The sequence below is a fragment of the Photobacterium sp. R1 genome (genome assembly GCF_054600795.1).
This window is the reverse complement of record NZ_BAAHZP010000020.1, coordinates 20,220-46,173: the sequence shown is the minus strand read 5'-3', so window position 1 is coordinate 46,173 and position 25,954 is coordinate 20,220. Positions and strand designations below refer to the sequence as shown.

Below are 25,954 nucleotides of genomic sequence, written 5' to 3'. Positions count from 1 at the left end.
CCTTTTTTTGTAAGTGACGGCTTACTGGCCGCGTGCGGCTTGCTGTAAGCGGGTGATCGCTTCAGTCAGTTCAGGATTAGCCTCGCTGTGCAGGACCTGCAGCATGATTCCCCGCAGAGCCGGCAGCATCACCAGATCGGCAAACAGCTGGTTAAACAACGTTTGGTCCTGCGTCTGTGCCAGACGCAGCAGGTACAATCCGGCAGTCTCTGTATCAGCCAGTCCTTTCCAGCACCGGCCCGAAATAGCGACCATCATCTCCGGGTGGCACAGTTCAGGCTGGTTCAGCAGCTTCCTGACCGTTTCATGCAGCCTTCCGGATTCGGCACCGGACAGGGCGCGAACCAGTGCCGTCAGCAGAAAAATATCGGCTTCTTCAGACGAAAGCTCCAGCGTCATCCGCTCAATCAGCCGTTCAGTCAGTGCGGGTGGCAAATCACAGTGTTCCAGACAGCCCAGCAGCGCGTACAGCGGCGTCATCGGCAGATGATGAATGGCTTTGCGTAACCAGGTTGCGTTGTTTTCCTGTTTCATCCGGGCGCAGACATCAGCCAGCCCCTGCAAACCCACACCCTGCCATTGATCCCAGGCCAGCTTGCCGCTCAGGTAGAGCTGCGCGTGCTCGTAGTACTGGCTGGCCGGCAGAGACAGTTGTTGTCGCAGATGGGCATGGAAAATCGCCATCTTGTCGTCTTTCGGTTTGAAGGTATAAGGGTTTGCCGCCAGTTTTTCCTGCTCTTCTTCTGTCGGCACCGCGTTCAGGGTCGCACCCATCGCTTCGATGACGTATTTAATGAAGTCGCCGACAGCGGCTTGTTTCAAAAGCCCGCGCTCATCAAGCGGCAGTTTCAGAAACCAGATCCACGGCGGGTTATTCTGTTGCCAGAAGGAAATCGACAGGTGGGCGTGCTGTTGCAGCGGCCATGGATACGGCTGGCGGTTATCCTCGACTGCTTTGAATGTCTCCCGCTCGATCTCGCTGACCCGGCGGCCAAGATCATAAATCTTATACTGGCAGCCAGCGTTATCCAGCAACTGGGTCAGGGTGTGAAATTTATCCATGGACATGCAATCGAGCTCCTCGGTTTTTAACGCATATGGTGGCGCATTATAGGGAGTTGCAGCGGAAGATGGTATCCTTGCGCGCCAGTTGTCCGGCAGAGGTCAAGCCCTGTGCCCGTATTGTTTCAGGAGTACCGTTTTGGACCCTTATGAGAAAACCGCCCGTTTAATGACGGCACTGGAGCAGCAGTTGCGTGCGCATGACCTGTGGCAGGATGAGTCCCCCGATGAAGATGCGCTGGCCAGCACACTGCCATTTGCTGTGGATACCCTGAGTTGTGCTGAATGGCTGCAGTGGGTTTTTCTGCCGCGGATGCATCATCTGGTGGAAGAGCGCCTGCCGTTGCCGACCCAGTTCAGTATTTACCCTTATGCCGAAGAAGCCGCCAAGCTGACTCCGGCACTGGCCGGTGTGCTGCCGGTAATCAATGAATTGGATCACTGGTTGGGAGGTGCGATTCAATGAGTGAGCCCGCCACTGAGTCAGTCACAGAACCGCCAATTGAGCTGGAAATCCTGTATCAGGATGAATATCTGGTGGCTGTGAATAAGCCATCGGGCATGCTGGTACACCGTTCCTGGCTGGACCGTCATGAAACTCGTTTTGTGATGCAGACCCTGCGTGATCAGCTGGGGGGGCAGCATGTATTCCCGCTGCACCGGCTCGACAGGCCGACATCCGGCGTGTTGCTGTTCGCGCTCTCGAGTGAAATGGCGGCACAGATGATGCCGAAATTTGCCGGGCGTGAAGTGAAGAAAACTTATCATGCGGTGGTGCGGGGCTGGGTGAAAGAAGCGGCGGTGCTGGATTATCCGCTCAAAGAAGAGCTGGATAAGCTGGATGATAAACGAGCCCGTCAGGATAAAGCACCACAGGAAGCAGTCACAGCTTATCGGCCGGTCGCCAGAGTCGAAATGCCGATCCCTGTCGGCCGTTATGCGAGCAGCCGTTACACCCTGGTGGAAATGAAACCGGAGACCGGGCGTAAACACCAGCTGCGCCGTCATATGCACCACCTCAGTCACCATATTATCGGTGACGTGAATCACGGTGATGGACGGCATAACCGCATGTTCCGGGAGCAATTCGACTGCCATCGCCTGATGCTGCATGCGTCAGCACTGGAATTATTCCACCCGGTGACCGGTCATTCTCTGAAGATATGTGCGACAGTTGATGAAGCCTGGCAACGGGTGATGCAGGCGTTTGACTGGCCGGTGTCCCATCTGGATGCTTAAAGCATTTTTGACAACGGGATCGCGCAATTGCAACTGAGACTTGCATCTGGCCGGAAGCCGCGCCAGAGTAAACGCAGGTCATTGATTTTCAGACAGGGAGTGAGGCGTGACTTTGATGGCAAATATTGGTGTTTTTGTGGGTTCGGTGTTTGGTGGGGCTGAAGAAGTCGCTGAAGAAGTTGTCAGTGAGCTGAAAGCCAATGGTCACCAGGCCGAAATGTTTATTGAACCGAGTCTGGAAGATTTTCTGGCTTATCGCGATCAGGTGGCACTGGTGATTACCTCGACCACAGGGCAGGGCGAACTTCCGGAAAATCTGTTGCCGCTGTTTACCGCGCTGAATGATCAGTTTCCGCTGATGCCTGCTCTGAATTACGGTGTGATCGCCATGGGGGATTCCAGTTATGGTGAAGACCGATACTGTGGCGGTGGCCGTCAGTTTGATGCGCTGCTGCAGGAACTGCAGGCCAAATCTGTGACAGAACGGCTGGATATTGATGCCTGTGTGAATTTTGATGCGACCGAAGCTGCGCTTCCCTGGCTGAAAAACTTCATGAATAAAGTCAAATAATGACACGATGCCGCTGTTTTACGGCGGCATCAGTTGCTTGTTTATTTCAGTTTTTCCAGATCGGCTTCGATCTCGGCAATCTTATGCGTGACCACCTGCTCAAGGTGACGTAAGTCCGCCAGAATCTTTTTCTTGATATCTACATCGTTGTGGCGTTTGTTGGTGATTCGGTCCAGCTCATCGGTCACAAATGTCAGTTTTCGGTTGATTTCCGAAAACTCTTTTGCTTCCCGGTTGCCGCTGTTGACGACGACAGAGCGGGTTTGACGAGGAAATTTGAACTTCATGCTTTTGGCAAAAAGCTCTCCCTTCTCTTTAGCAAAATAGATCTTCAGAATGTCGTTTGCGGCTTCCTGACGCAGGCTGTAGCTCTCAATGCGTTCAGGGTGTTCAATGCCCAGGCTGGTAAGGTTCGGATACATGGCGGCCTCGTGTGATTCAGTCAAGCTTCGCATCCAATACAACAATATGCGGCAGGTGGCGTAATCAGCAGTATTGATTGATGCAGGATGGGATTACTCTAGCAATTAATCCGGGGTAAATCTTGAACCCAGCGCAGAATCTGCGCGAAGGGTTCATGGCCAAACCCGCCCGCCTGAGCTGACGGGCGGGGCTCAGGCAGCGTCGTCGATGCGTTCAATCAGCGCTGCTTTCAGCGCCTGTTCCTGTTCGGCGGACAGTTGCTGACCGGCTTCATTCACCAGAATGAAAAAGTCTTCCGCCCGCTCACCGATCGTGGTGATTTTCGCGGCCTGCAGACTGACGTTCTGATCGGCAAAGACGGAACCAATTCGTGCCAGCAGGCCGGGCATGTCCAGCGCAACCAGCTCCATCATGGTCTTCTTGCCGGTTTTTGTCGGCAGGAAGTCGACCTGGGTTTTCACGTGAAAATGGCGCAGTTTCCGGGGAGGCCGTTTGTGACGGCGCGTTGTGCTCATGGTTTCCAGCGCGTGGATCAGGGCTTCCCGCACCATGGCATGACGATTCTCCGTCAGCGGATCACCGTTCGGATCCAACACCATAAAGGTATCCAGCGTATAGCCGTCTCTGCTGGTCATGATCTGGGCGTCATGAACACTGAGGTTCTTTTTATCCAGTTCAGCAACCACGATGGCAAAAAGCTTTGCCTTATCCGGGCTGTAAACGAAGACCTCTGTACCACCGCGGGTCGGTTTTTTACTGATCAGGATCAGCGGCGCATTCGGGTCGTCGTGCCTGAGCAGGGCTTCGGCATGCCAGGCGATCTGCTGGTGAGTATGGCGCAGGAAATAGTCGGCTTTAAAGCGTTGCCAGAGTACGTCGACTTCACGCTGTGCGAACCCCTGGCTGCGGAGCAGGGCCGAAGCCATCTGCTGATTGTGACGGATCCGTTCCCGGACATCTGGCGGATTTTCCAGACCCCGTCGTAACGCTTTCTGGGTGGAATAGTAGAGTTCTGCCAGCAGGGTCCGTTTCCAGCTGTTCCAGAGTTCCTGGTTGGTCGCGCAGATGTCGGCCACGGTCAGACAGATCAGGTAATCGAGTCGTTCTTCGTCGCGGACGACTTTGGCAAACTCGGTAATCACATCCGGATCATAGATGTCGCGGCGCTGGGCTGTGACAGACATCAGCAGGTGATTTTTCACCAGCCAGGTCACCAGATTGGCTTCAGGTCGCGACAGGCCATGGTTGATACAGAAATTATAGGCATCGTCGGCACCCAGTTCGGAGTGATCGCCGCCGCGCCCTTTGGCAATATCGTGGAAAATCGCAGCCAGAATCAGCAGTTCTTTTTTGATGATTCGCGGATAGACTTCACAGCAGATCGGATGCAGTTCGCGGTTGGCCGGATCGCTGAACTTGTTCATGTGTTTCAGCAGGCGCACGCTGTGTTCATCCACGGTGTAGACGTGGAAGAGGTCGAACTGCATCTGACCGACGATCTGACTCCACTGAGGCAGATAAGCGGCCAGTACTCCATGACGGTGCATCAGGCGAAAAGCCTTGTTAAGCGCATTGGGCTGGCGGACCAGTTCCATGAATTTCTCGCGCGCGGCCGGGATATCGACCAGAAAACGGTTGAGCCGGCGACGGGCAGTTCGCAGCTGACGCAGGGTGGGTGCGGAAATTCCGTCAATCTCTGAGTTACGTGCCACATGCAGGAACATATCGAGAATCGTTTCCGGCCGGGCCTGAAACAGGGCGGGTTTGCGTGCTTCAATTAACGGACCGACCAAACGGAAATCTTCATCCAGATCGACTGTGGTTTGTGCATTGCCATTTTTCAGAATGGCCTGGTCAAACAGCTGCAGCAGCATTTTGTTGAGTTCTGCCACCCGGCGCAGCGTACGGTAGAACTCTTTCATCATCATTTCGACCGGCTTGTTGCCGTCACCGGTATAGCCCAGTTTCTGAGCGACTGAAGCCTGATGTTCGAAGGTGAGCCGGTTGTCGTAACGTTTCAGCTCACTGTGCAGGGCAAACCGGATCCGCCAGAGGGATGCCTGGCATTCATAGAGCTCGCGGTATTCGGCGTCGGTCAGAAAGCCGAACCGGCTCATTTCCAGCAGATTGGTGGCACCGAAATGACGGCGAGCAACCCAGCTCAGCGTATGAATATCGCGCAGGCCGCCGGGGCTGGATTTGATGTCCGGTTCGAGATTATAGGTGGTGTCGTGGTAGCGGGCGTGCCGAACCCGCTGCTCTTCTACTTTGGCACGGTAGAACGCTTCACTGGGCCAGAATTTACCGGAGTTGACCTGCTCCTGCAGCTGCAGAAAGCTGTCTTCACTGCCGCAAAGCAGGCGGGCTTCCTGCAGGTTAGTCGCGACGGTCAGATCTTCCAGACCAATATTGATGCACTCTTCAATGGTGCGGACGCTGTGACCGACTTCCAGTTTGAGATCCCATAAAAGCGTCAGGAATTCACTGATTTGCTTCCCGGTATGAGCATCCAGCGGCGTACTGCTCAGCAGGAGAATATCGACATCGGATAACGGATGCAGTTCTCCCCGGCCGTAGCCGCCCACCGCAACCAGAGACAGATCATCGCGTTGGTCCAGCTCGAAAACAGGCCAGAGATGGCGGAGTAAACCATCAATGCATGTTGCCCGGGCTTCAACCAGTTCGGTCACCGGCACGTGCTGAGTAAACAGGAGTTGCTGCTGTGCGTTGAATTGTTCCAGTTCCTGCTTCAGCGCAGCACGTAACGGATGAATGTGGTCACCGTTCATCGTGGTATCAGATTGAGTCTGTGTCATTGCAGTCCATGCCCAGTTGTACTTTCCTTTACTCTAGCCTGAAACGGGGGAACAAAAAAGCCAGCAGAATGCTGGCTTAGATGTCTTTATCAGTAGCGGACTACTGCAGATTGTCAGGCGTTTTTCATCACGCGTGGCAGTGATTCTTCTTTCCGCAGAGTCAGGATTTCACAACCGGTCTCGGTGACCAGCAGGGTGTGCTCCCACTGTGCTGATTTCTTGCCGTCCACAGTATAAACTGTCCAGCCATCATCGTCATCGAGGATGCAACCGAATTTACCCGCGTTGATCATCGGCTCAATGGTAAAACACATCCCGGCTTTCAGCACGGTGCGGTCTGCATTTTTATAGTGAACGACTTGCGGTTCTTCGTGGAACTCATCCCCGATGCCGTGACCACAGTAGTCGCGGACAATCGTGAAACGGCTGTTACCGTTTTTCACGAATTTCTGAATCGTTGTGCCAATCTCACCCAGTTTCGTCCCAGGTTTCACTTTCTTGATGGCCTGGTACAGGCTTTCCTGAGCCACACGGCACAGGCGTTTATCTTCCAGTGAGACTTCGCCGACTTCAAACATTTTCGACGTATCGCCGTGGTAACCATCTTTGATCACCGTGATATCGATGTTGATGATATCACCGTCTTTCAGTACATCCTGCTCACTCGGAATGCCGTGGCAAACCACGTGGTTGATGGAGGTACAGATGGATTTCGGGAAACCGTGGTAGTTCAACGGAGCCGGGATAGCATCCTGGGTTTCCGTGATGTATTGATGGCAAATCCGGTCCAGCTCTTCAGTGGATACGCCAGGTTTGACATACGGCTCAATCATTTCCAGCACTTCTGCGGCCAGCTGGCCAGCGACGCGCATCTTTTCGATTTCTTCTGCCGTCTTGATCTTAATGCTCATGCGAACTTCTCTACCCTATCAGTCTCTATACTTAATATGGTATCAGCGCATGCACCAGATGGAAACTGGCTTTGCCGATGCGGGGGAGATTAGGCTGGATTTTGACGGCAAAAATATGGTATAAAGCGCGCCGTAATTTGCCAGATTGTGCGTTGATGAAAATTAACCCGGCGGGTCAGATTACAAAAAACGTTATTTTATTAATCACTCACACATATCGACACGTGCTCCGGGGTGCCCAAGGCTTAATGTTAAGTCGGCTGTTATGCAGTCAAGGGTCGGTAGCATGGGATATGTGGACGCCTAACCCCAATTGAGGAATATTCAATGGCAACTGTATCAATGCGCGACATGCTGAAGGCTGGTGTTCACTTTGGTCACCAAACCCGTTACTGGAACCCTAAGATGAAGCCGTTCATCTTCGGTGCTCGTAACCGTGTGCACATCATCAACCTTGAGAAAACTGTACCAATGTTCAACGAAGCGCTGGCTGAGATCAACAAGATCGCTGCTCGCAAGGGTAAAATCCTGTTCGTTGGTACTAAGCGTGCAGCCAGCGAATCTATCAAAGAAGCTGCTATCAGCTGTGACCAGTACTATGTGAACAACCGCTGGTTGGGCGGTATGCTGACTAACTGGAAAACTGTTCGCCAGTCAATCAAGCGTCTGAAAGACCTGGAGACTCAGTCTACTGACGGTACTTTCGACAAGCTGACTAAGAAAGAAGCGCTGATGCGTACTCGTGAAATGGAAAAACTGGAGAAATCTCTGGGCGGTATCAAGAACATGGGCGGTCTGCCAGACGCTATGTTCGTTATCGATGCTGATCACGAGCACATCGCTATCAAAGAAGCGAACAACCTGGGTATCCCAGTATTCTCTATCGTAGATACTAACTCTAACCCAGACGGCGTTGATTACGTTATCCCAGGTAACGATGACGCAATCCGTGCTATCCAGCTGTACACAGGCGCTGTAGCGACAACCGTTACTGAAGCTCGTAACCAGGACATCGTTGCCCAGGCTGAGCAAGACGGTTTCGTAGAAGCTGAGTAATCAGTCGCTCCTTTGAGCATCTTAAGTTACCTTGTGTAAACTAAGTATGGTTAACAGGGGCCGCTCTCAGGCCCCTGATTTTTACACCAAGATTTAAAAACTGAGGATATAACAATGGCAACAGTTACAGCTGCCCTGGTTAAAGAACTGCGTGAGCGTACTGGCGCAGGCATGATGGAATGTAAAAAAGCTCTGGTTGAAGCCAATGCAGACATCGAGCTGGCCATCGAGAACATGCGTAAGAGCGGTGCTGCTAAAGCGGCTAAGAAAGCAGGTAACATCGCTGCTGAAGGTTCTATCATCATCAAGAACAATGACAGCGTAGCTGCTCTGGTCGAAGTAAACTGCCAGACTGACTTCGTTGCTAAAGACGGTAACTTCCTGGCTTTTGCAAACGAAGTTGCTGATGCTGCACTGGCAAGCAAAGCTGACGTTGAAGCTCTGCAAGCACAGTTCGAAGAGAAGCGTGTTGCACTGGTTGCGAAAATCGGTGAGAACATCTCTATCCGTCGCGTTGCTTACATCGAAGGCGAGAAAGTTGCTTCTTACCGTCACGGCGACCGCATCGGTGTTGTTGTTGCTGGTAACGGCGAAGACGAAACCCTGAAGCACATTGCAATGCACGTTGCTGCTTCACGTCCAGAGTACGTGAACCCAGAAGACGTACCAGCTGAAGTTGTTGCGAAAGAGCGTGAAGTTCAGGTTGAAATCGCAATGAACGAAGGCAAGCCTCAAGAAATCGCTGAGAAGATGGTTGAAGGCCGCATGAAGAAGTTCACTGGCGAAGTGTCTCTGACTGGCCAGCCTTTCATCATGGAACCTAAGAAATCTGTTGGTGATGTTCTGAAAGAAAGCGGTGCTTCTGTTTCTAACTTCATCCGCCTGGAAGTTGGTGAAGGTATCGAGAAAGCCGAAGGCCTGAGCTTTGCAGAAGAAGTAGCTCTGGCGCAGAAAGGTTAATCCTTCGCGAATTGCTCATTCGAAGACCGTGGCCAAGGCTACGGTCTTTTTACAACTCCATATCTCTATAGTAAGCCTGGAAGGTACAATAAATGACCACAAATCCTAAACCGACTTATCAACGGATCCTGCTGAAACTGAGCGGTGAAGCGCTGCAGGGCGACGAAGGTTTTGGTATTGATGCACATGTTCTGGACCGCATGGCTCAGGAAATCAAAGAACTGGTAGAGCTGGGCGTACAAGTGGGTCTGGTTATCGGTGGTGGTAATCTGTTCCGTGGTGCAGGTCTGGCTGCTGCGGGTATGAACCGAGTTGTGGGCGATCACATGGGTATGCTGGCAACCGTGATGAATGGCCTGGCCATGCGTGACGCACTGCACCGTGCCTATGTGAACGCGAAAGTAATGTCAGCCATTCCGCTGAATGGTGTGTGTGACAGTTATAATTGGGCGGAAGCCATCAGTCAGCTTCGTCAGGGCCGTGTGGTTATTTTCTCTGCCGGTACAGGGAATCCTTTCTTTACAACAGACTCTGCTGCGTGTCTGCGTGGTATTGAAATTGAAGCCGATGTTGTGCTGAAAGCCACAAAAGTAGACGGTGTTTACAGCGAAGATCCAGTTAAAAACCCAGAAGCAGTTCTATATGATAAGCTAGGTTATCAGGACGTTCTGGAAAAAGAACTGAAAGTCATGGATCTCGCAGCATTCACGCTGGCACGTGATCACGGCATGCCAATTCGTGTGTTTAACATGAATAAGCCGGGAGCACTGCGCAAAGTGGTCATGGGTGAAGCTGAAGGTACCTTGATCGCCAATGGCGACTAAGGACGCAAGATATTGATAGGGTGGGGGACTGCCTCCCTCACTGAGACCGACTATTCAAGGGTACAAACGTGATTAACGAAATTAAAACTGATGCGCAAACGCGCATGGAAAAAAGTGTTGAAGCACTGAAAACTCAACTGGCAAAAGTGCGTACTGGTCGTGCACACCCAAGTTTGCTGGACGGCATCCAGGTTGAATACTACGGCTCCAATACGCCGTTGCGTCAAGTTGCAAACGTCATCGCTGAAGATGCGCGTACCCTGGCGATTACTGTTTTTGACAAAGAGCTGACGCCTAAAATTGAAAAAGCCATCATGATGTCTGATTTGGGTCTGAACCCTTCATCTGCTGGCACCGTGATTCGCGTACCACTGCCGCCACTGACGGAAGAACGTCGTAAAGATCTGGTGAAGATCGTTCGTGCGGAAGCAGAACAAGGCCGTGTTGCAGTACGTAATATCCGCCGTGATGCGAATGCAGATGTGAAAGCGCTGCTGAAAGATAAAGAAATCTCTGAAGACGACGATCGTCGTGCTCAGGACGATATCCAGAAGCTGACCGATGCTGCTGTTAAGAAAATCGATGCCATTCTGGAAGCGAAAGAAAAAGAGTTGATGGAAGTATAAGGATTTCCTGACTTCGGTTCGACTTTAGCTTGATAAGCTCTGAAGCGCTGTGCGTGCAGCACGGCGCTTTTTTGTTGAGGGAAATGTATGGCAGAGCCTACAACCAACACTGAATGGTATGCTCAGAAGCTGCCCAAGCACGTAGCCATCATCATGGATGGGAACGGCCGCTGGGCAAAAGCGAAGGGCAAAGCGCGAGTGTTTGGCCATAAAGCCGGTGTGGAAGCCGTACGAAAAACTGTCTCTGTTGCGAGCCGCCTTGGGATTCAGGTAATCACACTGTTTGCATTCAGCAGTGAGAACTGGCGTCGCCCGGAAGACGAAGTGTCTCTGTTGATGGAGCTATTTCTGACTGTCTTAGGTCGGGAAGTAAAGCGCCTGCACAAAAATAACATTCGCCTGAAAATTATCGGCGATATCAGCCGTTTCAGTCAGCGCCTGCAAGATAAAATTGCGGCGGCAGAAACACTGACGGCTAACAATACCGGAATGGTTTTGAACGTGGCTGCCAATTATGGTGGACAATGGGATATCATTCAGGCAACGCAGGCACTTGCGCGTGAAGTTGCTGAACAGGGGTTAGCCCCGGAAGATATTACCGAAGCGATGCTGGCCGAACGTTTGACGACCCACGGGCTTCCTGATGTTGATCTGCTCATTCGCACCAGTGGCGAATGCCGGATCAGTAATTTCATGCTCTGGCAGACCGCCTATGCGGAACTGTATTTCACCCCACAGTTCTGGCCGGATTTTGATGAAGATACATTCTCTGATGCCATTGCCTGGTTTATGAACAGGGAACGTCGTTTTGGCTGTACGGGTGAACAAATAAAAATGCTACTAAATAGCCAGTAGCAGCACCAGAGGCAGTGGAAACTGGAATCCCGCTGCCATTCTGGTAACAAGCACGTAGCTTGTTGAATTGCGACCGAGCAAGATATTGCTGAGAAGCGACAAAGATAAATTATAACGAGAGGAACAAGCTTGCTTAAGCAACGAATTTTGACTGCATTGGTTCTGGCCCCTGTTGTGATTGCCGGGATCTTCCTGCTCCCTTTTTCGGGATTTATGTTTGCACTGGCCGGAATTACCCTGGCTGGATTCTGGGAATGGACCCAGTTTGTAAATACCCGCTCCCGCCTGTTAGCCATGGTGCCGCCTGTACTGGTTCTTCTGGCATCTTTTCTGGCGTTGCCGACGGATGCGATCGCTTTGGGCGAGTTGCACACCGCTCACCACACAATGCTGGGTCTGGGTGGCGCCTGGTGGTTGTTTGCCTGCCTGCTGGTGGTCACTTATCCGGATAAATCCGGCTTCTGGACCCGCTCGACTTTGCTTCGTTACTGTTTTGGTCTGCTGACGCTGATTCCTTTCTTTTGGGGCGTCGTGATGCTTCGTGCCGTCAATTATGCAGAGTCTCCGTTTTATGGCGCCAAGTTGGTGATGCTGGTCTGTCTGCTGGTCTGGGCCGCTGACAGCGGGGCTTATTTTGCCGGTAAACGTTTTGGACGCCATAAAATGGCGCCGAAGGTCAGCCCGAATAAAACACTGGAAGGCTTGGCGGGTGGTGTGGTCCTGGCTGTTGTTGTGGCCTGGGGCGCAGCTGCGGTGTTTGGTATTCCATTCAGCCACAGCGGAGCGCTGCTGGCGACCGTGGTGCTGACCGTCATTGCCTCGGTTTTTGGCGACCTGGTCGAAAGTATGCTCAAACGAGTGTCGGGAATTAAAGACAGCGGACAGATCTTACCGGGACATGGTGGTATCCTTGACCGAATAGATAGTCTGACTGCGGCACTGCCTGTATTTGCATTGCTCTATCTCTGGCTGATTTAATGCCTGATTCGGGGGAAGCGGGTAACCACTTCCCCCGTTTTGATTTTAAGGCCGGAGAGCGGCGTGTGAGCTGGTCGGTGGCATATCGGCTATAAGTCGTCTGTATATATTAAGTAGTGAAGATATGCGTAAATTAACCATCCTTGGCGCAACCGGTTCGATTGGTACCAGTACACTGGGAGTCGCGGCTGCGAACCCGGACCGTTTTGAAGTGGTTGCACTGGCTGCCGGAACGGACAGCCGAAAAATGTTTGAACTCTGCTGCCAGTGGAAACCGAAATATGCAGCCATGGCGTGTGAGCAGGCTGCCAGAGACCTGGCGCAGCAACTGTCAGCGCAGGGGATCAATACCCGGGTCCTCTCCGGTGAAGCCGGGATGTGTGAAGTGGCGGCACTGGATGAAGTCGATACGGTCATGGCGGCGATTGTTGGTGCTGCCGGTCTGTTGCCGACCATGGCAGCGGTGAAAGCCGGAAAACGAATTCTGCTTGCAAATAAAGAAGCACTGGTGATGTCCGGACAGATGTTCATCGATGCCGTGACGAAATACGGGGCAGAATTATTACCCATTGATAGTGAACATAATGCTATTTTTCAGTGTCTACCTGTACAAGTGCAGCAAAACCCGGGACGATGCGATCTCGCTGAGGCCGGGATCAGCAAGATTTTACTGACAGGTTCCGGCGGCCCCTTCCGTTATACGGATGTGCGTGAGCTGGATGCGGTGACACCAGAAATGGCAATTGCCCACCCGAACTGGTCGATGGGGCCAAAGATTTCTGTGGATTCGGCCACTATGATGAATAAGGGGCTGGAGTACATTGAAGCACACTGGCTGTTTAATGCTTCAAGAGAACAGCTTGAAGTCCTGATTCATCCTCAGTCGGTGATTCATTCGATGGTACAGTACAGAGACGGCTCGGTACTGGCGCAGCTGGGACTGCCGGATATGCAGACTCCGATTGCATTTGCGATGGCTTATCCGGAAAGGGTTGAAGCCGGGGTGAAACCGCTCGACTTTACAAAGATTGGCGAGTTTACGTTTATGGCACCGGACATGTCGCGTTATCCGTGTCTGCAACTGGCGATTGACGCGTGTTACAGTGGACAGGCTGCGACAACGACACTGAACGCCGCCAATGAAGTAGCCGTGGCTGCTTTTCTTGCCGGTTCGATACGGTTTACCGATATCGCGCGTGTCAATCAGCAGGTACTGGAACGGGCTGATTTCAGTGAGCCTCGTAGTCTGGATTGTGTCTTAGCTTTGGATGCAACAGCCCGACAGCTTGCGCAGCAAGTGATTCATAAGGTGACTAAATGATTGGTATTTTGTGGAACTTGGGAGCCTTTCTCGTTGCGTTAGGCATTCTGATTGCCGTACACGAGTACGGACACTTCTGGGTTGCACGTCGTTGCGGGGTGTATGTCGAACGCTTCTCGATCGGATTCGGTAAGCCATTGTGGCGCCGGGTCGATAAGCAGGGCACTGAATACACTCTGGCGATGATCCCGCTGGGGGGCTACGTCAAGATGCTCGACGAGCGGGTTGAAGCCGTTTCTGAAGAGCGTCGTCATCAGGCCTTCAATAATAAAGCGCTCTGGCAACGTAGTGCCATTGTGGCTGCAGGTCCGCTTGCAAACTTTGTGTTTGCCATTTTTGCCTACTGGGTGGTGTATCTGATAGGTGTGCCAGCCGTCAAACCTGTCATTGGTGACGTTGCGCCTCAGTCCATCGCTGCGCAGGCGGGGATTGAAAGCGGGATGGAACTTAAGTCTGTTTCCGGTATCAAAACTCCGGATTGGGAATCGGTCAATATGGCAATGATCAGCCATATTGGTGATGACGAGATGACCCTGACCGTCGTTCCGCCGGATGAAAATTATGAAGAAACGCTTCGCTTGGATTTGCGTGAGTGGTCTTTTGATCCGGAGAAGGAACTCATACTGACAACGCTTGGGATCACGCCTTTTTCACCACCGATTACGCTGGAAATTGGTCAGCTGGTGGATCAGGGCGCGGCACAGCAAGCCGGTTTTCAGGTCGGTGACGTGATTGTCGCGATCAATAACCAGCCAATAACAAACTGGAATCAGGTTGTCGATGCTATCCGATCGAACCCGGAGACAGTGCTGGATATTCAGCTGCGTCGTAACGGAGAGCTGATTCATGCACCACTGACCCCCCGGACCAAAGAGCTGTCCAGCGGAGAGCTGGTTGGTTATGCTGGTTTTGCCCCGGTCGTTGAAGCATGGCCGGCTGAGCAACGTTTTCAGTTAAAGTATGGGCCACTGGATGCGATCGGTGCGGCAACGGAGAAAACCTGGCAACTGGTGACGCTTACCTTTGATATGGTGGCGAAACTCCTGACCGGTGACGTAGCACTGAAAAACTTAAGCGGTCCGATTTCCATCGCCAAAGGCGCCGGAACAACCGCCGACTATGGCATTGTGTACTTTCTAGGGTTTCTGGCCTTAATCAGTGTCAACCTGGGTATTGTGAACCTGTTGCCTCTGCCGGTACTGGATGGTGGTCATCTGCTCTTTTTTGCCATTGAAGCAGTGACGCGACGTCCGGTCTCAGAGCGAATTCAGGAGATTGGTTACCGGCTTGGCTCAGCGATTTTGGTCGTTTTGATGGCTGTGGCGCTCATAAATGACTTTACACGCCTTTAATAAGTGCGTTTTTAGCAAGGAATAATCAGAACAGTAATGGCGATGAAGAAACTGTTAGTCGCGTCCCTCTTGCTTGGAAGCAGTGTGGTACATGCGGAAGAATTTGTGGTGGACGATATCCGCTTTGAGGGGCTGCAGCGCGTGGCTCTGGGTGCGGCGTTACTGAAGACGCCGGTCAGAGTCGGCGACACGGTAGACGAGCGTGATGTCGCGGATATGATTCAGGCGCTTTTTGCATCCGGTAACTTCGAGGACATTCAGGTCTACCGGGATAACAATGCTCTGGTCGTGAAGGTTGTCGAACGTCCAACCATTGCCAGTATTACTTTCTCGGGCAATAAGGCGATCAAGGATGAACAGCTTCAGGAAAATCTGAATGCTTCGAAAATCCGGGTCGGTGAAGCGCTGGACCGGACAACCCTGAGCAAGATCGAAAAAGGCCTGGAAGATTTCTATTACAGCGTGGGTAAATACAATGCCAGCGTGAAGGCGGTTGTGACGCCTTTGCCGCGGAACCGTGCTGATCTGAAATTTGTGTTTACTGAAGGCGTTTCTGCCAAAATTCAGCAAATCAACTTTATCGGAAACCGTGTTTTTTCGGATGAAGAGCTGCGTGACAAATTTAACCTTCAGGCGGATGTGCCCTGGTGGAACTTCCTGGCAGATGAAAAATATCAGAAGCAGGTTCTGGCCGGTGACTTGGAGACATTGCGCTCTCAGTACCTGAACAATGGTTATCTGAAATACAAGCTGCAATCGACCCATGTTTCCATTTCGCCAGATAAGAAAGGCGTCTATATCACACTGAATATTGACGAAGGCCAGCAATATAAAGTGAAAGGTGTGAAGTTCCGCGGAAACCTGGTCGGGGAACCCGGCGAGCTGGCCGGTCTGATCACTTTCAAAGACGGTGATATTTATAACGGCGCCCAGGTGACGGCTCTTGAAGAGTCAATTAAACGCCGTTTGGGTGAGCTGGGCTACGCCTATCCTCAGGTGAAGACGATTCCTGAATTTGATGATGAAAATCAGCAGGTGTCGCTCTTAGTCAATGTAGAACCGGGCAAACGTATCTACGTACGTAATATTGCTTTCTCTGGAAATACCTCAACCAAAGATGAAGTTCTTCGTCGTGAAATGCGTCAGATGGAAGGCAGCTGGCTGAATTCCAAGTCTGTCGAACGCGGGAAAGAGCGTCTGAGCCGGACGGGTTTCTTTGAAACCGTGGATGTTCAGACGGTGCGCGTGCCTGGTACGGATGATCAGGTTGATGTGAATTACAAGGTTAAGGAAGCCAATGCCGGTAATATCAACTTTGGTGTGGGCTATGGTACCGAGTCTGGTGTGTCTTTCCAGGCCGGGATCCAGCAGGATAACTTTCTGGGAACCGGGAATCGTTTCGGCATCAGCGCGATGATGAACGATTACCAGAAAAACGTCAGCATGGAGTACCGGGATCCGTACTTCACGCTGGATGGGATCAGTCTGGGCGGAAAGATCTATTACAACGAGTTTGAAGCCTCTGATGCCAACATCTCGGACTATACCAACCAAAGTTATGGCGCCAGCCTGACCTGGGGTTTCCCATATGATGAATTGAATTTCTTTGAATTCGGCGTCGGCTACGATCACAACAAGATCTCAAATACTGAAGAGTATTATCAGATCGAAAAATTCAAGCGTATTCACGACTTCGATCAGGCCAATACTTCGATCGAGCTGGATGATTTTGACTGGTCTGTCTCCTGGACACGAAACAACCTTAACCGTGGTTTCTTCCCGACAGCTGGTAACCATCAGCGCGCGACTTTCCGGATGACAGTACCGGGTTCTGATGCCCAGTATTTCAAGGCGCAGTATGATGTTCGTCAATACTATCCTCTGACTGAGAAGCAGGACTTTACCTTGTTGCTTCGCGGCCGACTGGGCTATGGTAATGGTTACGGCACCACAGAAAATGGCAGCGATCAGTTGTTGCCATTCTATGAAAACTTCTACGCGGGTGGTTTCTCAACCCTGCGTGGTTTCCGTTCAAATACCGTGGGTCCGAAAGCGGTGTATGTCGGCGGCTGTGATACCGGGAGTGGAATTGGCGGAAACAACAGCTGTGCGACGGGCTCGGATGATGCCGCCGGTGGTAACGCTGTGGCGCTGGCGAGTATGGAGCTGATTGTTCCGACACCATTTGCATCCGATGAAGTCAGGAATCAGATCCGGACCAGTTTATTCATTGATGCCGGTAACGTGTGGGACACCGAATATGATCTGACCGATGAGGACGGCGCATATCTGTACGATTATTCCGATCCATTCCTGATCCGTGCCTCATATGGTGCTGCTCTGCAGTGGATGTCGCCGATGGGACCTCTGGTCTTCTCTGTCGCGAAACCAATTAAGAAATACGATGGCGATGATGAGGAATTCTTCACCTTCACCATTGGACGCACATTCTAACCCTTTAAGGAGAGAGCCTTTGAAACAGTGGATTAAAGCAGCCAGCCTCAGCCTGGCCGTCTTGTCATCTTCAATGTATGCCCAAGCTGCGGTTGCCGCAGAGAAGGTGGGCTATGTCGCCACGAATCAGGCTATGGCACAACTGGTACAGCGTTACAATGTGAAAGACAAACTGCGTAACGAATTTCAGGGTCGGGTGACTGAGTTGCGCACACTGGAAACCAACATCAAAACCAAGCTGGAAAAACTGAAACGTGATGGTCAGTTGATGAGTGCCAGTGACAAGTCTAAGTTGCAGTCAGAGCTGCAAACGCTGGACGGACAGTTTAAGCAAAAAGCACGGGCACTGCAGGAAGATCAGGCGCGTCGCGGCGCTGAAGAACAGCAGAAGCTGGCGATGAAGCTGCGTACAGCCATTCAGGATGTGGCCAAACGTGAAGGTTATGACATGGTTGTCGACGGTCAGGCCGTCCTGTTTGCGAACCCGAAAGATGATCTGTCTGCAAAAGTATTGTCAGCGGTGAAGTAACCGTCTGAAAACCGGCGGCCATGTATCGCAACGTCAGCAGGCATGAGGGGCTTGCTGGCGTGTCAGCTGGTAGGGTCTGCCGTAATGAAAAATGACAGTATTATGTGAACATTGTTCAAATTGTAGACGTTCCTGCGCATATCCTTTGCATTGTCTCGCCGACCACAGATAATAATGCGCAGTGCGATAAAAACGATGAAATATTAAGGTAACAAATGGCTGCATTGACGCTTGCTGCATTAGCAGAGAAATTAGGTGCGGAGCTGCGTGGTGACGCAGCTGCCGAAGTCACAGCAATCGCAGGACTGGGTCAGGCCGGTCCCGGCCAGATCACTTTCCTTTCCAGCAGTAAATATCGCCAGCATCTGAACGAATGCCAGGCGACTGCGGTGATTTTAAAAGACGTTGACGCTGAATTTTTCAACGGCAACGCCCTGATTGTCAAAGATCCTTATCTGGCGTATGCCAAAGTCGCGCAAATGCTGGACAGCACACCGGCCAGCGCGACTGAAATTGCGCCATCTGCTTATATCGCACCGGATGCTGTTCTGGGAGAGGGCGTTGCGGTTGGCCACAATGCTGTCATTGAATCCGGCGTGGTGCTCGGTGATAACGTCCAGATTGGTCCGGGAAGCTTCGTTGGCAAAAATGCCCGCATTGGTCAGGGGACGAAGCTGTGGGCGAACGTCAGCATCTACCACAATGTGGTGATGGGTGACCATTGTCTGGTGCAGTCGGGTGCAGTGATTGGCTCGGATGGCTTTGGCTATGCCAACGATAAGGGACGTTGGGAAAAAATTCCTCAGTTGGGCTCTGTCCGTATTGGCGACCGGGTCGAGATCGGTGCATGTACTACGATTGATCGTGGTGCGCTGGAAGATACCATTATTGCGGACGGTGTCATTATTGATAACCAGTGCCAGATTGCCCATAACGTCTCTATTGGCGAGAATACCGCTGTTGCTGGTGCAACTGTGATGGCAGGCAGCCTGAAAGTGGGTAAACACTGCTTTATCGGCGGCGCCAGTGTGTTCAACGGCCATATGGAAATTACTGATGGTGTGACCGTGACGGGCATGGCCATGGTGATGCGACCGATTACTGAACCAGGGGTTTATTCATCGGGAATTCCGCTTCAGACGAACCGGGAATGGCGCAAGACTGCGGCACGGGTTCTGAAAATTGAAGAAATGAATAAGCGCCTGAAATCTGTTGAGAAAAAACTCGAAGAAGACGCTCAGTAACCCAATTTTTCTTTCTGCGCCGCGAGCTGGCCTGCGTTATTGAATTACGTAGGCCGTTTTATATTTTATCCGGCGCTTGATTAACTTTTTAGACAGGAATGCAGTTTTGACTAGCGAGAACAAAACGCTGAATATCACCGAAATCCAAGAACTTCTACCACACCGTTACCCATTCCTGATGGTTGACAAAGTGGTGAACTACGAAGAAGGCAAGACCCTGACGGCGATTAAAAATGTGTCCGTCAATGAGCCGCAGTTTACCGGCCACTTCCCGAAAATGCCGGTATTTCCGGGTGTACTGATCCTGGAAGCGATGGCGCAGGCAACAGGTCTGCTGGCGTTTAAAACCTTCGGCGCACCTGCTGAAAACGAACTGTATTACTTTGCCAGCATCGACAATGCCAAATTCCGTAAGCCGGTTGGCCCTGGTGATCAGCTGGTGATCGAAGTGGAATTTCTGAAAGAACGCCGTGGCATCGCTATGTTTAATGGTGTGGCGAAAGTAGACGGCGATGTCGTTTGTTCTGCTGAGCTGAAATGCGCAAGACGAGAGTTTTCATGATTCACGAAACAGCACAGATCCATCCATCGGCGGTGATCGAAGATGGTGTGAAAATCGGTGCCAACGTTACCGTAGGCCCATTTACCTACATCGCGAAAGATGTAGAAATCGGCGACGGCAACGAAATCATGTCGCATGTAGTGATTAAAGGCCCGACGACCATCGGCAAGGATAACCGAATTTTTCCTTATGCCATTATTGGTGAAGAGTGTCAGGACAAGAAATACAACGGTGAACCGACCCGTGTAGAAATCGGCGACCGCAATGTGATTCGCGAAAGTGTGCAAATTCACCGTGGGACAGTGCAGGACAAAGGCGTGACCATTGTCGGCAATGATAACCTGCTGTGTGTGAATGCTCACGTTGCGCATGATGTTGTGATTGGTGACCACACCCACATTGGCAACAACTCAATTTTGGGTGGTCACGTGACCGTCGGCGATTATGCTGGCGTGATGGCACTGTCGGCGATTCATCCGTTTTGTACTGTGGGCGCTTACAGTTATGTCGGTGGCTGTTCTGCAGTGGTGCAGGATGTTCCGCCATACGTTCTGGCTCAGGGAAACCACGCGACGCCATTTGGTCTGAATATTGTCGGCTTGCAGCGAAATGGTTTTGAAAAGCCTGAACTGCATGCGCTTCGTCGTGCTTATAAAGAGATTTACCGTTCAGGTAAAACGCAGGCCGAAGTGAAGCCAGTGCTGGAAGAAATGGTGAAAGACTGGCCTTCTGTCGGCCTGTTCCTCGACATGCTGAATAACACCACGCGTGGAATAATTCGCTGATATGACGAAACCACTTCGTATAGGAATAGTCGCCGGAGAGATCTCCGGCGATATTTTAGGGGCCGGTTTTATCGAGGCGGTCAGAGCGCGCTATCCTGATGCTGAGTTTGTCGGCGTCGCGGGGCCGCGTATGCAGGCTTTAGGCTGTAAAGCCTTGTTTGATATGGAAGAACTGGCGGTTATGGGCATCGTCGAAGTGATCGGCCGACTGCCTCGCCTGTTTCATATCAAAGCTGAGCTGGTGAAATACTTCACCGACAATCCGCCGGATGTTTTCGTGGGGATCGATGCCCCTGATTTTAACCTGCGACTTGAAAAAGATCTCAAGCAGCAGGGCATCAAAACCGTCCACTACGTCAGTCCTTCTGTCTGGGCTTGGCGCCAAAAGCGTATCTTTAAGATTGAAGCGGCAACTCATCTGGTCCTTGCCTTCCTGCCGTTTGAAAAAGCGTTTTACGACCAATATAACGTGCCCTGTGAGTTTGTCGGCCATACCATGGCCGATGCGATTCCGCTGGAAACGGACAAAGTCGCCGCCCGGCAAAAACTGGGACTGGATCCGGAGAAGCGCTGGTTGTCCGTGCTGCCTGGCAGCCGTGGCGGCGAGATGAGCTTATTGGCTGAGCCTTTCATTCAGACCTGTCAGATCCTGAAAGCAAAGTATCCTGAGCTGGAATTTGTTGTGGCTCTGGTGAATCAGAAACGCAGAGAACAGTTTGAGCAGGCCTGGAAAGCCACAGCGCCTGAACTGGATTTTGTGCTGGTGGATGATACGGCCCGGGATGTGATGACAGCTTCGGATGCGGTCCTGCTGGCGTCGGGCACGGTCGCGCTGGAATGTATGCTGGTGAAGCGTCCGATGGTGGTTGGCTATAAAGTGAAGCCTCTGACGGCCTGGCTTGCCAAGCGGATGCTGAAAACCAAGTATGTTTCCTTACCGAATATTCTTGCGGATCGTGAGCTGGTGCCTGAACTGCTGCAGGAAGACTGCGTGCCAGAAAAACTGGCCGCTGCGGTTGAGCAAAGCCTGGCATCTGAGAATTCAGCACTGATGGCTGAATTTACCCGTCTGCATCAGTTGATCCGTTGTGACGCCGATAAGCAGGCCGCCAATGCGGTGCTGACGCTGATCGGCAAATAAGTTAAACCATGGCCGGTTCTGTAGACCGGCCAGAGTGAACCAATCATGCAATACGAACCTTTTATTTACCCTGATGCTCCATTGATTGCCGGTGTCGATGAAGTCGGTCGCGGCCCTCTGGTCGGTGCGGTTGTTACCGCCGCGGTGATTCTCGATCCGGCCAATCCCATTGAAGGGCTGACGGACTCCAAAAAGCTCAGCGAGAAAAAACGCCTGGCTTTGTTTGATGAAATCAAAGAAAAAGCACTGAGCTGGTCACTGGGCCGCTGCGAGCCGTCAGAGATCGATGAGCTCAATATTCTGCAGGCGACGATGGTTGCCATGCAGCGTGCGGTCGCCGGACTGTCTGTTGAGCCTGGCTTTGTCCTGATTGACGGGAACAAGGTCCCGCAGCTGCCAATGCCAGCTCAGGCGGTGGTGAAAGGTGACTTGCGGGTGGCTGAAATCAGCGCTGCGTCGATTCTGGCTAAAGTGACCCGCGATCAGGAAATGGTCGAACTGGATGCCCGCTACCCGGTTTATGGCTTCGCTCAGCACAAAGGCTATCCGACGAAAGCGCACTTTGCTGCGCTGGAGGCGTTCGGTGCGATTGATGAGCACCGGAAAAGTTTTAAGCCAGTTCGAGAGCGAATTGCACAAAATTTGAAGTAACAGTTTCCCGGTACTTGCGTTGCCGGGAAATCATTTTAGACTCAACCTCTGTTTGTGTCTTAACGGCTGAATTGACGACATCATCATGGCAGAACCACGCTTTATACACCTGCGCATCCACAGTGACTTTTCGATGGTCGATGGCCTGAGTAAGGTCCCGCCACTGGTCAAAAAAGTAGCAGAGCTGGGTATGCCGGCAATGGCCCTGACGGATTTCACGAACCTTTGTGGTCTGGTGAAATTCTACTTTGCGGCGCATGGTGCCGGAATCAAACCGATCATTGGTGCTGATTTTAAAGTGCGCAGTGATGAGAATGGCGATGATCTGACGGATTTGACCATTCTGGCGACCGATAATGATGGCTATAAAAATCTGACTCTGCTGATCTCGAAAGCTTATCAGCGTGGTCATGTTCAGCATATGCCGGTGATTGACCGGGACTGGCTGATTGAGCACAAGCAAGGGCTGATCCTGTTGTCTGGCGGGAAGGGTGGTGATCTCGGTCAGGCGTTGCTCAAAGGCAACAAGGCGGCTGTTGAACGCTGTGTCACCTTCTACAAAACGTATTTCCCGGATTGTTATTATCTGGAGCTGGTCCGAACCGGCCGTCCGGATGAGGAAGCTTACCTGCACTTCGCGGTTGAGCTGGCCGCAGAGGCTGAGCTGCCTGTGGTGGCGACCAACGATGTGCGTTTTATCAGTCCGGAACAGTTTGATGCTCATGAAATCCGGGTGTGTATCCATGACGGCTATACGCTGGTCGATCCCCGCCGCCCGAAAAACTACAGTGCTCAGCAATATCTGCGCAGTGAGGACGAGATGTGCGCGCTCTTTGCTGACATCCCGGAAGCACTCGAAAACTCCGTTGAGATTGCCAAGCGCTGTAATGTGACGGTCCGTCTGGGCGAATACTTCCTGCCGAACTTCCCGACCGGTGATATGACGACGGAAGACTTCCTGGTCCTGAAATCCAAGGAAGGTTTGGAGCGACGTCTTGAATTTCTGTTTCCGGATGAAGAAGTCCGCAAGCAGCGCCGCCCTGAGTACGACGAGCGTCTGGACATCGAACTGGAAGTGATCAACCAGATGGGATTCCCCGGTTACTTCCTGATCGTGATGGAATTTATTCAGTGGTCAAAAGAGAACGGCGTGCCGGTGGGTCCCGGGCGGGGGTCTGGTGCCGGTTCTCTGGTGGCTTATGCACTGGATATCACTGATTTGGACCCGCTGGAATTTGACCTGCTGTTCGAACGATTCCTGAACCCGGAACGGGTTTCCATGCCCGATTTCGATATCGACTTCTGTATGGACAAGCGGGATCAGGTGATTGATCACGTAGCCGAGATGTATGGCCGGGATGCCGTGTCCCAGATCATCACGTTCGGTACCATGGCTGCGAAAGCGGTGATTCGGGACGTGGGCCGGGTCCTGGGGCATCCGTATGGCTTTGTCGACCGGATCTCCAAACTGGTCCCGGCTGAGCCGGGCATGACGCTGGCGAAGGCCTTTGATGCCGAGCCGCAGCTTGGCGAAGTCTATGAATCGGACGAAGAAGTCAAAGAACTGATTGATATGTGCCGGGTGCTGGAAGGGGTAACCCGGAACGCCGGTAAGCACGCGGGTGGTGTGGTGATTTCACCCACGACGATCACCGATTTCGCTCCGCTGTACTGTGATTCGGAAGGTCACCATCCGGTGACTCAGTTTGATAAGAATGATGTGGAAACTGCGGGTCTGGTGAAGTTCGACTTCCTGGGTCTGCGGACACTGACCATCATTGACTGGGCGCTGGGGATGATTAACCCGCGTCTCGAAAAGCTGGGCAAACCGCCGGTCAATATCGCCGCGATTCCGATGGACGATGCCAAGTCCTTTGCCATGCTTCAGCGCTCAGAATCTACAGCGGTATTCCAGCTCGAATCCCGCGGGATGAAAGATCTGATCAAGCGGCTGCAGCCGGACTGTTTCGAAGACATGATCGCACTGGTGGCGCTGTTCCGTCCGGGACCGCTGCAATCAGGCATGGTAGATAACTTCATCGACCGGAAGCACGGTCGTGAAGAGATTTCATACCCGGATGCGACCTATCAGCACGAATCGCTGAAAGAAATTCTGGAACCGACCTACGGCATCATCCTGTATCAGGAGCAGGTCATGCAGATTGCCCAGGTTCTGGCGGGTTACAGCCTGGGTGGCGCGGACCTGTTGCGCCGGGCGATGGGTAAGAAAAAACCGGAAGAGATGGCCAAACAGCGGGCCACGTTTGAAGAGGGCTCGGTCAACAACGGCGTTGACGGCGAACTGGCAATGAAGATCTTCGACCTGGTGGAGAAATTCGCCGGTTACGGCTTCAACAAATCGCACTCAGCAGCTTATGCGTTGGTTTCGTATCAGACCCTGTGGCTGAAAGCCCACTTTCCGGCAGAGTTCATGGCGGCGGTCATGACCGCGGATATGGATAATACCGACAAAGTGGTCGGGCTGGTGGAAGAATGCCAGCGCATGAACCTCAAAATGTTGCCGCCGGATGTGAATAAGGGGCTGTACCGTTTTACGGTTGATGAAGAGGGTGCGATTGTTTATGGCATCGGCGCCATTAAGGGCGTGGGTGAAGGCCCGATTGAAAATATTATTGCGGCGCGTGAAAAAGACGGACATTTTAAAGATCTGTTTGATTTCTGTGCCAGAATAGACACCAAGAAAGTGAACAAGCGGGTCTTGGAACGGCTGATTAAGGCCGGGGCGATGGACCGTTTGGGACCGAACCGTGCTGCCATGATGGCAACGCTGGATGATGCGCTGAAAGCGGCAGGTCAGCACCATCAGGCCGAAGCTTTTGGTCAGGCCGACATGTTTGGTGTACTGACCGCTGCACCGGAAGAGGTCGAAAAAGCTTATGCCAATATTCCTGAATGGCCGGAGAAAATCTGGCTGGAAGGGGAGCGGGATACGCTGGGACTCTATCTGACCGGCCACCCGATTAACAGTTATGTTCGTGAACTGAAGCATTATGTCACCTGGCGGCTGAAAGATGCTCATCCGACGGGGCGGGATAAAGTGGTGACGGTTGCCGGGCTGGTCATTGCGGCCCGGGTGATGACAACCAAACGTGGCACACGTATTGGCGTGCTGACACTGGATGACCGATCGGGCCGGATGGAGGTGATGCTGTTCTCCGAGGCTTTGGATCGATATCTCGATTTGATTGAAAAAGACCGGATTCTGGTTGTTTCCGGACAGGTCAGCTTTGATGATTTTAATGGCGGCCTTAAAATGTCCGCACGTGAAGTCCTTGATATCTCTGAAGCTCGAGAAAAGCATCTGCGGGGTCTTGCCATCTCGCTGACTGAAAGGCAAATTGATCACACATTTTTTGAGCGTTTCAGCAAAGCGCTGGAACCGCACCGGGCAGGTACTGTCCCGGTGAATATTTATTATCAGCGTTCGAATGCGCGCGCTAAAATTACCCTGGGCACGGAGTGGCGGATTACGCCGAATGATGATCTCATCACTGATCTCAAAGTGCTATTGGGCGAGCAGCAAGTCGAATTTGAGTTTAATTAATGCGTCCGGCACCTGTAATGGCAGGTCGC

At 52.2% G+C, this 25,954-nt stretch carries 23 protein-coding genes; 19 read left to right on the top strand and 4 right to left on the bottom strand.

Annotation, left to right across the window (positions count from 1 at the left end):
- Positions 1 to 21: 21 nt before the first annotated feature.
- Positions 22 to 1,068 (bottom strand): DUF3549 family protein, encoded by a 1,047-nt coding sequence (locus ACYP03_RS22160; RefSeq protein ID WP_459782126.1) that lies wholly within the window; start codon positions 1,066 to 1,068, stop codon positions 22 to 24.
- A gap of 133 nt (positions 1,069 to 1,201) precedes the next feature.
- Between ACYP03_RS22160 and ACYP03_RS22155 the strand changes: the two genes are divergently transcribed.
- The 3 genes from ACYP03_RS22155 to ACYP03_RS22145 all read left to right on the top strand — a co-directional run bounded on the left by ACYP03_RS22155 (position 1,202) and on the right by ACYP03_RS22145 (position 2,872).
- Positions 1,202 to 1,528 carry a YqcC family protein gene (locus tag ACYP03_RS22155; protein WP_330961774.1) on the top strand — a complete coding sequence of 109 codons (327 nt, stop codon included), beginning with the start codon at positions 1,202 to 1,204 and terminating at the stop codon, positions 1,526 to 1,528.
- Complete coding sequence (gene truC / locus ACYP03_RS22150) at positions 1,525 to 2,301, top strand: tRNA pseudouridine(65) synthase TruC (protein ID WP_459782125.1); 777 nt, start codon at positions 1,525 to 1,527, stop codon at positions 2,299 to 2,301. Before ACYP03_RS22155 ends, truC begins: the two co-directional genes overlap by 4 nt.
- A 115-nt stretch (positions 2,302 to 2,416) precedes the next feature.
- On the top strand, positions 2,417 to 2,872 hold the full coding sequence (locus ACYP03_RS22145; protein ID WP_248144218.1) for a flavodoxin: 456 nt from the start codon (positions 2,417 to 2,419) through the stop codon (positions 2,870 to 2,872).
- Between the two features lie 41 nt (positions 2,873 to 2,913).
- Here ACYP03_RS22145 and ACYP03_RS22140 read toward each other — a convergent pair whose 3' ends face one another.
- From ACYP03_RS22140 to map, 3 genes are all read right to left on the bottom strand, one after another.
- The gene (locus tag ACYP03_RS22140) at positions 2,914 to 3,294 is read right to left on the bottom strand and encodes a DUF3461 family protein (RefSeq protein ID WP_248144136.1); all 381 of its coding nucleotides are present in this window, start codon (positions 3,292 to 3,294) and stop codon (positions 2,914 to 2,916) included.
- 192 nt (positions 3,295 to 3,486) lie between these two features.
- On the bottom strand, positions 3,487 to 6,111 hold the full coding sequence (gene glnD / locus ACYP03_RS22135) for a bifunctional uridylyltransferase/uridylyl-removing protein GlnD (protein ID WP_459782124.1): 2,625 nt from the start codon (positions 6,109 to 6,111) through the stop codon (positions 3,487 to 3,489).
- Between the two features lie 113 nt (positions 6,112 to 6,224).
- Entirely contained in the window at positions 6,225 to 7,022 is a 798-nt protein-coding gene (gene map / locus ACYP03_RS22130) for a type I methionyl aminopeptidase (RefSeq protein ID WP_248144137.1), read from the bottom strand.
- 327 nt (positions 7,023 to 7,349) lie between these two features.
- On the opposite strand from map, the gene rpsB reads away from it, so the two are divergent.
- From rpsB to dnaE, 16 genes are all read left to right on the top strand, one after another.
- The gene (rpsB, locus tag ACYP03_RS22125; protein WP_248144138.1) at positions 7,350 to 8,078 is read left to right on the top strand and encodes a 30S ribosomal protein S2; all 729 of its coding nucleotides are present in this window, start codon (positions 7,350 to 7,352) and stop codon (positions 8,076 to 8,078) included.
- Between the two features lie 114 nt (positions 8,079 to 8,192).
- Positions 8,193 to 9,038, top strand: a complete 846-nt coding sequence (gene tsf, locus ACYP03_RS22120) for a translation elongation factor Ts (protein WP_248144139.1) — start codon at positions 8,193 to 8,195, stop codon at positions 9,036 to 9,038.
- 92 nt (positions 9,039 to 9,130) lie between these two features.
- Entirely contained in the window at positions 9,131 to 9,862 is a 732-nt protein-coding gene (gene pyrH / locus ACYP03_RS22115) for a UMP kinase (protein WP_036755939.1), read from the top strand.
- Positions 9,863 to 9,930: 68 nt separating this feature from the next.
- Positions 9,931 to 10,488: a ribosome recycling factor gene (frr, locus tag ACYP03_RS22110; protein WP_248144140.1), complete on the top strand. Its 558-nt coding sequence runs from the start codon at positions 9,931 to 9,933 to the stop codon at positions 10,486 to 10,488.
- An 87-nt stretch (positions 10,489 to 10,575) separates the two neighbouring features.
- Complete coding sequence (locus tag ACYP03_RS22105) at positions 10,576 to 11,343, top strand: isoprenyl transferase (RefSeq protein ID WP_248144141.1); 768 nt, start codon at positions 10,576 to 10,578, stop codon at positions 11,341 to 11,343.
- Between the two features lie 129 nt (positions 11,344 to 11,472).
- Entirely contained in the window at positions 11,473 to 12,321 is an 849-nt protein-coding gene (locus ACYP03_RS22100) for a phosphatidate cytidylyltransferase (RefSeq protein WP_248144142.1), read from the top strand.
- Between the two features lie 124 nt (positions 12,322 to 12,445).
- Positions 12,446 to 13,642, top strand: coding sequence for a 1-deoxy-D-xylulose-5-phosphate reductoisomerase (ispC, locus tag ACYP03_RS22095; RefSeq protein WP_459782123.1), 1,197 nt, complete (start codon positions 12,446 to 12,448; stop codon positions 13,640 to 13,642).
- Positions 13,639 to 14,994 carry a sigma E protease regulator RseP gene (gene rseP / locus ACYP03_RS22090; protein ID WP_330961770.1) on the top strand — a complete coding sequence of 452 codons (1,356 nt, stop codon included), beginning with the start codon at positions 13,639 to 13,641 and terminating at the stop codon, positions 14,992 to 14,994. Before ispC ends, rseP begins: the two co-directional genes overlap by 4 nt.
- A gap of 36 nt (positions 14,995 to 15,030) precedes the next feature.
- Complete coding sequence (gene bamA / locus ACYP03_RS22085) at positions 15,031 to 17,448, top strand: outer membrane protein assembly factor BamA (RefSeq protein ID WP_248144146.1); 2,418 nt, start codon at positions 15,031 to 15,033, stop codon at positions 17,446 to 17,448.
- A 19-nt stretch (positions 17,449 to 17,467) separates the two neighbouring features.
- Positions 17,468 to 17,977, top strand: a complete 510-nt coding sequence (locus ACYP03_RS22080) for an OmpH family outer membrane protein (protein ID WP_248144148.1) — start codon at positions 17,468 to 17,470, stop codon at positions 17,975 to 17,977.
- A gap of 215 nt (positions 17,978 to 18,192) precedes the next feature.
- Positions 18,193 to 19,221: a UDP-3-O-(3-hydroxymyristoyl)glucosamine N-acyltransferase gene (lpxD, locus tag ACYP03_RS22075; RefSeq protein WP_248144149.1), complete on the top strand. Its 1,029-nt coding sequence runs from the start codon at positions 18,193 to 18,195 to the stop codon at positions 19,219 to 19,221.
- Between the two features lie 106 nt (positions 19,222 to 19,327).
- Positions 19,328 to 19,783 (top strand): 3-hydroxyacyl-ACP dehydratase FabZ, encoded by a 456-nt coding sequence (gene fabZ / locus ACYP03_RS22070; RefSeq protein ID WP_248144151.1) that lies wholly within the window; start codon positions 19,328 to 19,330, stop codon positions 19,781 to 19,783.
- Positions 19,780 to 20,568: an acyl-ACP--UDP-N-acetylglucosamine O-acyltransferase gene (gene lpxA, locus ACYP03_RS22065; protein ID WP_459782122.1), complete on the top strand. Its 789-nt coding sequence runs from the start codon at positions 19,780 to 19,782 to the stop codon at positions 20,566 to 20,568. Before fabZ ends, lpxA begins: the two co-directional genes overlap by 4 nt.
- Position 20,569: 1 nt before the next feature.
- On the top strand, positions 20,570 to 21,709 hold the full coding sequence (lpxB, locus tag ACYP03_RS22060; RefSeq protein ID WP_459782121.1) for a lipid-A-disaccharide synthase: 1,140 nt from the start codon (positions 20,570 to 20,572) through the stop codon (positions 21,707 to 21,709).
- Positions 21,710 to 21,754: 45 nt separating this feature from the next.
- Positions 21,755 to 22,360: a ribonuclease HII gene (gene rnhB / locus ACYP03_RS22055; protein WP_459782120.1), complete on the top strand. Its 606-nt coding sequence runs from the start codon at positions 21,755 to 21,757 to the stop codon at positions 22,358 to 22,360.
- Between the two features lie 85 nt (positions 22,361 to 22,445).
- Positions 22,446 to 25,925: a DNA polymerase III subunit alpha gene (gene dnaE, locus ACYP03_RS22050; RefSeq protein ID WP_459782119.1), complete on the top strand. Its 3,480-nt coding sequence runs from the start codon at positions 22,446 to 22,448 to the stop codon at positions 25,923 to 25,925.
- The last annotated feature ends 29 nt before the right edge of the window (positions 25,926 to 25,954 follow it).